This window comes from Sinomicrobium sp. (assembly GCA_029266035.1).
Taxonomy (GTDB): domain Bacteria; phylum Bacteroidota; class Bacteroidia; order Flavobacteriales; family Flavobacteriaceae; genus Sinomicrobium.
Genome location: JAJUFH010000047.1, coordinates 1 through 7165, shown reverse-complemented (window position 1 = coordinate 7165; position 7165 = coordinate 1). Strand labels below are relative to the sequence as shown.

The 7165-nt window shown below is 43.8% G+C and carries 5 protein-coding genes; all 5 read left to right on the top strand.

The genetic code is table 11. The features are described from left to right. Positions 1-590: 590 nt before the first annotated feature. A complete protein-coding gene (locus ACYZZR_RS13205) occupies positions 591-1454 on the top strand; it encodes a sigma-70 family RNA polymerase sigma factor (protein ID WP_461534481.1) in 864 nt (287 codons plus the stop codon). 146 nt (positions 1455-1600) lie between these two features. Then, positions 1601-2263, top strand: coding sequence for a ribulose-phosphate 3-epimerase (gene rpe / locus ACYZZR_RS13200; protein WP_461534480.1), 663 nt, complete (start codon positions 1601-1603; stop codon positions 2261-2263). A gap of 48 nt (positions 2264-2311) precedes the next feature. After that, on the top strand, positions 2312-3733 hold the full coding sequence (locus ACYZZR_RS13195) for an exonuclease domain-containing protein (RefSeq protein ID WP_461534479.1): 1422 nt from the start codon (positions 2312-2314) through the stop codon (positions 3731-3733). A gap of 44 nt (positions 3734-3777) precedes the next feature. After that, positions 3778-4368 carry a DUF4202 domain-containing protein gene (locus ACYZZR_RS13190; protein ID WP_461534478.1) on the top strand — a complete coding sequence of 197 codons (591 nt, stop codon included), beginning with the start codon at positions 3778-3780 and terminating at the stop codon, positions 4366-4368. Between the two features lie 61 nt (positions 4369-4429). Next, the gene (locus ACYZZR_RS13185) at positions 4430-6754 is read left to right on the top strand and encodes a transglycosylase domain-containing protein (protein WP_461534477.1); all 2325 of its coding nucleotides are present in this window, start codon (positions 4430-4432) and stop codon (positions 6752-6754) included. The last annotated feature ends 411 nt before the right edge of the window (positions 6755-7165 follow it).

Sequence of the window (7165 nt, the reverse complement as noted above, 5' to 3'; positions counted from 1 at the left end):
CCCACACGATGGGCTGGGTAAAATCCCGCCAATAAAATATGCGGAACTTAATTCTCTTGGGGCTAGCCCCAAGAGAATTAAAAACAATAAGTTTGTAGAAGTATTAGAAGAATGAACAGTTCTATTTAGGGGAAGCTTACAGGAGTTCTTGAAACATCTTTATACCGGAATACACAGAATTAATTGCCTACGCTCAAAAAAATAACAATGGGGAATACGTTATTGGAATGTGTTCGGGCTTATTGTACTTAAATGGCAAATATCCAGAACGAGAAAATAGAGAATTAGAAATTTTGAAGGTGTTTCAAGACAAAAGCAGGTGATTTAATTCGTTTTAACAAATATTTGTAAAAACATTAACACAAGAGGCTCCAGCGTAGAATAAGTGGTCTAAATAATTTTTAAAACACTGTACAACAACAATATAAAAACAACTTCATCAAGCCCACTCCGCCATTCCCTTAGTCAAAACAGCAGCAGAAAAGATCAAATAAAAATACTTAGATATCTTTTTGTAACATTTAAGACGGAGTATACGTATAACCAACTGCATAAGCAATTGTACACAAAAAATTCAAGGAGAAGATTAAATGAGACAGCTTAAGATTACAAAGCAGGTAACTAACAGGGAAACTGCTTCCCTGGACAAGTATCTTCAGGAAATTGGGAAGGTAGACCTGATTACGGCTGATGAAGAGGTAGAACTGGCACAGCGTATTAAAGCCGGAGATCAGCGCGCCCTGGAGAAATTGACCAAGGCAAACCTGCGCTTTGTGGTATCGGTGGCCAAACAGTATCAAAACCAGGGGCTCACCCTCCCCGACCTTATAAATGAAGGTAACCTCGGGCTTATCAAGGCTGCACAGCGCTTTGATGAAACACGGGGGTTTAAATTTATTTCGTATGCGGTATGGTGGATTCGACAATCCATACTACAGGCACTTGCGGAACAGTCGCGTATTGTTCGACTACCGCTTAACAAAATCGGTTCTATAAACAAGATCAACAAGACCTACGCCTTCCTAGAGCAAGCGCATGAGCGTGTACCTTCGGCAGAAGAGATCGCCAAAGAACTGGATATGACGGTAAACGACGTTAAGGAGTCTATGAAAAACTCCGGGCGTCACGTATCTATGGATGCTCCGCTGGTAGAAGGGGAAGACTCCAACCTTTACGACGTACTCCGAAGTGGCGAATCGCCCAACCCCGACAGGGAATTGTTGCACGAATCGCTGCGCACTGAAATCGAAAGGGCATTGGAAACCCTTACTCCGCGTGAGGCTGATGTAATCCGCTTGTATTTCGGATTGGGAGATCAACACCCTATGACCTTGGAAGAGATAGGCGAAACCTTCGATCTGACCCGCGAACGTGTCAGACAAATCAAAGAAAAAGCTATCAGAAGGCTTAAACACACTTCTCGAAGCAAGATTTTAAAGACCTACTTGGGATAAAAACCCGATACAGCAACAACAGTTTACCTAACTGTTCGTTTTTTGATTGATGGATGAACTCCGGCCAGGTGCCGGAGTTTTTTTGTCCCCGAAAAAGTCAAAGATTTACCCTATTTTTGTGGCACGCAAAAAACAACACAACTGTCATGGCACAAAAACTCATAGCTCCGTCTGTTTTGGCGGCCGACTTTGCCAATCTTCAAAGGGATATCGAAATGGTAAACAACAGTGAAGCCGACTGGTTTCACATCGATATTATGGACGGCGTTTTCGTCCCCAATATCTCCTTCGGTATGCCTGTACTCGAAGCCATAAAAAGGCACGCCAAAAAAACCATAGACGTACACCTGATGATCGTAGATCCCGATCGCTATATCAACACCTTTGCCAAGTTGGGAGCCGACATCCTCACGGTGCACTACGAGGCCTGTACTCATTTACACCGCACGCTTCAAGCCATTAAAGCACAGGGTATGAAAGCAGGAGTCGCCCTCAACCCCCACACCAATGTCAGCTTGCTCGAAGATGTAATCAACGATATAGACTTAGTGTGCATTATGAGCGTAAACCCCGGTTTTGGCGGACAGTCGTTTATAGAGCGTACTTATAAAAAAGTAGCCGACCTCCGGGACATCATCGACAGAAATAGGGCTAATACTCTAATCGAAATAGACGGAGGGGTAAGTACTGCCAATGCCGACAAACTCGTAGCTGCCGGAGCCGATGTGTTGGTCGCCGGAAGCTTTGTCTTTAAAAGCGATACTCCCGAGAAGACCATTCAAGAGCTGAGATCGTTGGCAAACAGCTAAGCCTTTTGCCTCTTTTTTTAATATCTTTATCGGACGAAAAGATATTCGGTGTACGCTATTGTAGATGTGGAAACTACGGGTTTGGGAGGTGATCTTAACCGGATTACCGAGATCGCTATTGCCATACACGACGGCAAACAGCTCATCGATGAATTTCACAGTCTTGTCAACCCCGGTATCCCAATTTCTCCCTATGTCACAGGACTTACCGGCATCGACGACACTATGGTGATGAATGCGCCTTCCTTTGCCGATCTGGCCGACACCGTAGAGCAGTACACCAAAAACAAAATCTTTGTGGCTCACAATGTCGGATTTGACTATCACATCATCCGCAAGGAGTTTGAGAGAGCCGGTATGGAATTCAAGAGAAAAAAATTGTGTACTGTAAAACTCTCTCGGCAAATTTTCCCCGGACTTCGTTCGTACAGTCTCGGAAAGTTGTGTAGCTATCTCGGTATCACCATCAACGACAGACACCGTGCAAAGGGTGACACCGACGCCACAGTAGTCCTTTTTGAAAAGCTGCTACAACACGACCATCAAAGTATAATCGAAAAGCAACTTCACCCACATTCAGGTGAAAGTGCGCTCCCTTCACTCCTTCCGAAAGAAGTCTTCGACCGCCTTCCGGAAACACCCGGCATATATTACTTTATCGATCAAAGAGATCGTATTATCTACGTGGGGAAGGCGATAAATATCAAAAAAAGGGTACTCGGCCACTTCTACGACAAAAAAGCAAAAGAAATCGCGATGTCGTCTGAGACCTCCAATATACATTTTGAAGAAACGGGAAGCGAATTGCTCGCCCTAATCCGAGAAGCCACTGAGATCAAAAAGAATTATCCAAAGTACAATACAGCACAAAAAAGGAGTCCGAAAGCCTTTGGTATTGTCCATTATACCGACAGAGCAGGCATCGTTCACCTCGGATACAGTTTGTTGAAACAAGTGAAACAGCCTTTAAAAGTCTTTTATTCCGTTACTGCCTGTATCGCCTTTTTGGAAGACCTCTGTGAAAAATTCGACCTCTGTCCAAAATTTACTCAGCTACAGTCCGGTGTCGAGCGCTGTTCGCATTACAAACTCAAAAACTGCAGAGGAATATGTGAAGGGAATGAAAGTGTGGAAAGTTATAACGAACGTGTACTTCTGGCGATAGAAAGTATTCAGCTTTCAGGGAAAAACCTCATCATCGTAGAGAAAGGCAGAACAGAGGACGAAAAGGCCCTGATAGAAATACAGAACGACAACTACTTTGGTTACGGTTTTATTTCGGTAGAGCACAGCCTAAAACGATATGAGGAGCTACAGGATTTTATCACTCCCCAACAACATTATCCAGACATTCAACAAATCGTAGACAGCTATCTCGAAAGGAAAACAAGGGGGCAGGATTATCTCGAATATAAGCACTTAAAAATCCATGCTCATTTCCGGCTAATAACAAGCTGTTTTACCATATAATTTGTTTTACTTTGTAAGATCATTATCCCGTAAAACAACACATTGTGGAGCACGTATCAAAATTAGAAATGGCCATTGCCCGCATCGATGCGGAAAACGCGAAGGATCCGAATACTGAAATACTGGGTGGAGTTCCCTTCCCCGGAGAAGTCCTGTATTCGAGGCGTATGACCGAAAAATTGTTGGATTTTTATCCCGATGCTTCTCCCCAACTACAGATTGCAGCTCGTGCTCAGCATATCTGCAGATGGACTATCCCTCGCGACAATTATCCGGACGGAAGAATTGGTTATCTGCAATGGAGAGAAGCTTTAAAAAAGTTTCACGCCGAAAAAACCGAAGAAATCTTGAAAGACACCGGCTATGATAATGACTTTATCGAAGCCGTTTCCTCTCTTATCAGAAAAAAACACTTAAAAAAATCATTCGAAAGTCAGGTATTGGAAGATGTGGTATGTCTGGTATTCCTACAGTACTATTTCAAAGATTTTGCAGCAAAACACCCGGAAGAGAAGCTCATCAGTATTGTACAAAAAACATGGAACAAAATGTCGGATTCCGGTCGGGAAGCAGCCTTAGAATTAAAACTGCCCACAGCAGAACAAGAGCTGATCGGGAAGGCCTTGAAAGCTTAAACTCGATAAAAAATAATTCGAAAATATACTAATATCTCTCGTTTTGCGTATATATTAGCGTATGGGGATAAAAAGACGAAAATGGCTCAAATGGTCGCTCCGCGGCTTGGCAGGGACAATACTGTTGCTTCTATTGTTCTTTTTGAGTATTTACCTCGGTTTGTGGGGACGTATTCCTTCTGAGGAAGAGCTAAAGGAAATCGTTCAGAACGAAGCTTCTGAAATCTATGGATCTGACAATCAGCTCATCGGAAAATACTATCTCTTCGACCGGCAGTCTATCCCTTACGAAGAACTTCCAAAACACCTTATCGATGCCTTGGTTGCCACCGAAGATTTTCGTTTCTACGATCACGAAGGTATCGATTACAAAAGTTTTTTCAGGGTCTTTTTTAAGAGTATACTGCTACGAGATGAATCTTCAGGAGGAGGGAGTACCATTACCCAACAATTGGCAAAAAACCTTTACAAGCGAAAAAAATACGGACGAATGGGAATAGCCGTAAACAAACTTCGCGAAATGATTATTGCCAGACGTATAGAAAACGTCTACTCCAAACAGGAGATTCTCGCTCTCTACCTCAACACTGTACCTTTTAGCGACAATACCTATGGAGTGGAAAGTGCTTCTTATAAATTTTTTGGAAAGAAAGCCCGTAAACTCACTGTAGAAGAAGCGGCGGTACTGGTGGGTATGCTCAAAGCCAACTACTATTACAATCCCAGACTTTTCCCGGAAAGGAGTACTACGCGTCGCAATACAGTACTTCATCAAATGGTAAAATACGAATACCTCGATCAGGCTGTTTTCGACAGTTTGCGGCTATTGCCTGTCGCGTTGGATTACACTCCTTATGCTCACGACAAAGGCATTGCTCCCTATTTTCGCGAACAAGTAAAAAAAGAGGTTGAAGCCTGGTGTGCCGCCCATCCCGACAGCACGGGAAAAACATATGATCTCTACCGCGACGGACTCCGCATTTACACCACCCTAGACGCGGGAATGCAAGTACTGGCCGAGGAGGCTATGGCTGAGCACCTCTCAAAACTACAAGAGCAATTTGAAAAGAGCTACGGACAGAGCGCACCTTGGCTTGTAGACAAAAATATAGCTGAAGACGCACTGCTAAAATCCGCACCTTACCGCGCTCTCAAACTAAGGGGATGGAGCGATGCCAAAATCAGGGATTCTCTCAACAAACCCCGCCGCATGGAACTGTTCGATTGGAAGGAAAACCAAATTGTAGAAGCCACAGTATTGGACAGCATACGTCACACCCTAAAATTCCTCAATGCGGGTATTGTCAGTATCGACCCGCACAGCGGAGCCATACGCACTTGGATAGGCGGTATCAATTACAAATATTTCAAGTACGACCACGTGCGACAAAGCAAAAGGCAGGTAGGTTCTACCTTCAAACCTATTGTGTACACCACAGCTCTGGAAGAAGGCTTGGAACCCTGCTCCTACTTTTCTCCGAAAAAGGTGGTTTATGAGGAGTACGACAACTGGAGCCCCTCCAACGCATCGGAAGAAGAAGAAAGCGAATCTATAAATTACTCTCTCAAATACGCATTGAGCCGTTCGATAAATACTGTTGCTGTCAAGGTACTCGACTATGCAGGAATAGCCAATACCATAGCCATGGCTCAAAAGATGGGCATCGACTCCCCTCTACCCGAAGTCCCGTCTCTGGCATTGGGAACTGCGGGAATCAGTGTAGAAGAAATGGCAGGAGCATACGCAGCTTATGTGAACAACGGCAGTCACGTAAAGCCATTTTTTTTGACTCGGATAGAAGACAAGCAGGGAAACCTTATAGTCGAATTCAAGCCTGAGGACAAAGCAAAACCCGCCTTCTCCACCCATACCCGACAAGTGATGCTCGAAATGATGAAGGCCACCGTAAATGAAGGTACGGCATCGCGTTTGCGCACAGTTTACGGATTGAAGAATGCCATAGCCGGAAAAACCGGTACCACACAATCGAACAAAGACGGTTGGTTTGTAGGAGTCACTCCAAATCTAGTTACCGTGACCTGGGTAGGTGTCGACGATCACAGAATAGGATTTAGAAATACGCGTATAGGTCAGGGAGCGAATTCAGCTCTTCCTATTTTTGCCGGCTTAGTGCGACGAATGAACCGAGACACTACCTTCAATCGATATACCCGTGCCCAATTTGAAACCACGCCCGAATCCGTACTTGCCGAATTAGACTGCGACCCAAAACGGGAAGATACCTTCTTTGAAAAAATATTCGGAAAAAAGGACCTGAGACAACAGCACAAAAAAGACTCCCTGAGACAAGCGAGAAAAGAACGAAAAATGAAGCGAAAAAAAGAAGGCTTCTTTAAAAGATTATTCGGAAAGAGAAACAAGTAAGAGTTTTAAGGTCTCTAGTTCAAAGGCTTTTCAACAGCACAACACTTCCTCTCAACACACTCCGTCCTTCATTTTGTCTTGATACAAAAACGAAGCAAAAGATTAAGACGAAACCAAGATGGCTGAGTGCCGGAGCACAGCGAGCGGTGTATCGAAGCCACCGACTGGACAAATCGCACCACACTAATTCGGAAATGGGGGTAGACGCAAAATTTTGCGTCTCTACAGCGTCTGATTTATATCATATTGCTGCTCTGCTCTACGCATCTCAAAAGGTACATTCAGAATTAAATAAACATTTGTAATTCAGTGAATTAATCCGTAATTTAGAGAAACAAAACCCCGAAAATTGGCCAAAGTGCCAAAAAACGGGGTTTTTCTATTCTACGTGTCTATGAAATTACAAAGAAT

What these genes read in the sequence shown, in the direction of transcription:
- ACYZZR_RS13205 (WP_461534481.1), top strand. Translation starts at nt 591, where the DNA reads ATGAGACAGCTTAAGATTACAAAGCAGGTAACTAACAGGGAAACTGCT.
- rpe (WP_461534480.1), top strand. Translation starts at nt 1,601, where the DNA reads ATGGCACAAAAACTCATAGCTCCGTCTGTTTTGGCGGCCGACTTTGCC.
- ACYZZR_RS13185 (WP_461534477.1), top strand. Translation starts at nt 4,430, where the DNA reads ATGGGGATAAAAAGACGAAAATGGCTCAAATGGTCGCTCCGCGGCTTG.